Source organism: Actinomycetota bacterium (assembly GCA_036280995.1).
GTDB lineage: Bacteria > Actinomycetota > CALGFH01 > CALGFH01 > CALGFH01 > CALGFH01.
This window is the reverse complement of record DASUPQ010000160.1, coordinates 1-2,008: the sequence shown is the minus strand read 5'-3', so window position 1 is coordinate 2,008 and position 2,008 is coordinate 1. Positions and strand designations below refer to the sequence as shown.

Below are 2,008 nucleotides of genomic sequence, written 5' to 3'. Positions count from 1 at the left end.
CTGCGCGGCGCGCTGAGCAGCGGGGATGACTACGCCGGCAGCGGCAAGCCGCAGATCGACTGGGACGACCGGGCCGCCCGCGAGGAGTTAATCGACTCCCGGGCCCGGGATGGGTATGCGCTGCTGGCCCTGCTGGATGGCCGCGAGCTCGCCCAGCCGGTCACCGAGGCCGCGACGCTGTTGGCGACGGTGCTGGGCCAGGACCTGCAGACCAGTCCGGATGGGGTGTTCCGGATCGCCCGCCGCGTCGCGAAGGACCGGGTGATCTCCACCGTGGACCCCGAGGCCCGGCACGGGCACAAGACCGCCGCGCGCGGGTTCGACGGCTACAAGGGCCACGCCGCGATGGACCCCGACACCGAGATCATCACCGCGACCACGGTCACCCCGGGCAACGCCGGGGATGCCAGCGTCGCCGAGGACCTCGTCGCCGACCTGCTCGACGACACCGCCGACGACACCGCGGGCCACAAGCAGCCGCAGCAGCCGGTCGAGGCGCAGCAGCCGGTCGAGGCCGGTGCGGGAGCGGTCGCGGACACCGAGCAGCCGTGCGTGTACGGCGATAACGCCTACGGCACCGGTGGGTTCCACGACCGGCTGCAGCGGGCCGGGATCACCGACCGCTGCAAGACCCAGACACCCACCGCGGCGGGCGGGTTGTTCAGCAAGGATCGGTTCGCCATCGACCTCGGCGCCGACACGGTGAGCTGCCCGGTCGGGATCACCGTCCGGATTCACCCGGCCCACGCCGGCGGCGGCACCGCCTACTTCGGGTCGGCCTGCGCCGACTGCCCGCTGCGCGCCCAGTGCACCAGCGCCGCTGGCGGGCGCACGGTGTCGGTCGGCCCGTACGAGCAGACCCTCACCGACGCCCGGGCCCGCCAGACCGACCCAGCCTGGGTCGCCGACTACCGCGGCACCCGACCCAAGGTCGAACGCAAGCTCGGGCACCTCATGCGGCGCAAGCACGGCGGGCGACGAGCCCGGGTCCGCGGCACCGCCCGCGTCGACACCGACTTCCGGCTGCTGGCTGCCGCGACCAACCTGGCGCGGATGGCGGTGCTCGGGGTGCGCGGAACTACCCAGGGATGGGCGGTAGTGGCCTGACCAGCACCAACAGAGCTCGAACCCGGGCTCGACCCCGCCCAGGAGCGGACGACCCAGCGCCACACGGTTCAGCCGAACCGGCTCCACGTCCCAGCCCGGCCCGCGTGGGAGCCCGTATGGCCCACCCACCCGGCAGAGCTCACACTCGTTTCAGCCGTTCGACACCAGCCACCTAGGTGGCTGGTGTTTTTCGCGTGTCGCTGACCCGTCCCAGGCCTGGGCCTCCGCGATAATGATCAAGTGACGTTGGGGCGGGCTGATCGTCAGGGTGATCTGTTCGACGAGGCGGCTCGGTTCTGTGAGGAGTCGCTGCCGGAGAACTCGATCTACCGGTTCTTGGCGCGGGAGCGGGACCGGTTGTTCCCCGATGAGCTGTTCGCGGACCTGTTCTGCGAGCGGGGTCGGCGTTCGGTGCCGCCGTCGGTGGTGGCCACGGTGATGGTGTTGCAGCGCCTGGGTGGGTTCTCGGACCGGGAGGCCGTCGAGCAGTACAGCTTCGACGCGCGCTGGCGGTATGCGGCCGGGGTCGGCGGCTACGCCGGTTCGGGTGCGGGGGCCGGCGGGTTCGTGCACACCGTGTTGGTGGACATGCGGGCCCGGCTGCGCCGCTCGGCCCGCCCCGACCGGATCTTCGAGGTGGGCCTGGCGGCGGCCGCTGAGGCCGGGCTGGTCGGGCGGCGGCGGGTGTTGGACTCGACCCCGCTGTATGACGCGGTGGCCACGATGGACACGATCACCTTGATCCGCTCGGCGGTGCGTGGGCTGCTCGGGGTCGCCGCCGCTGCGGACGCCGAGTTGGCCGTGCGGCTGCGCGGCGCGCTGAGCAGCGGGGATGACTACGCCGGCAGCGGCAAGCCGCAGATCGACTGGGACGACCGGGCCGCCCGCGAGGAGTTAATCG

At 72.5% G+C, this 2,008-nt stretch carries 2 protein-coding genes; both read left to right on the top strand.

Annotated elements, in window-relative coordinates; translation table 11 throughout:
- On the top strand, nucleotides 1–1,107 hold a 1,107-nt coding region (locus tag VF468_05005), incomplete at its 5' end, for a transposase (GenBank protein ID HEX5877673.1).
- A 240-nt stretch (nucleotides 1,108–1,347) separates the two neighbouring features.
- On the top strand, nucleotides 1,348–2,008 hold a 661-nt coding region (locus VF468_05000), incomplete at its 3' end, for a transposase (GenBank protein HEX5877672.1).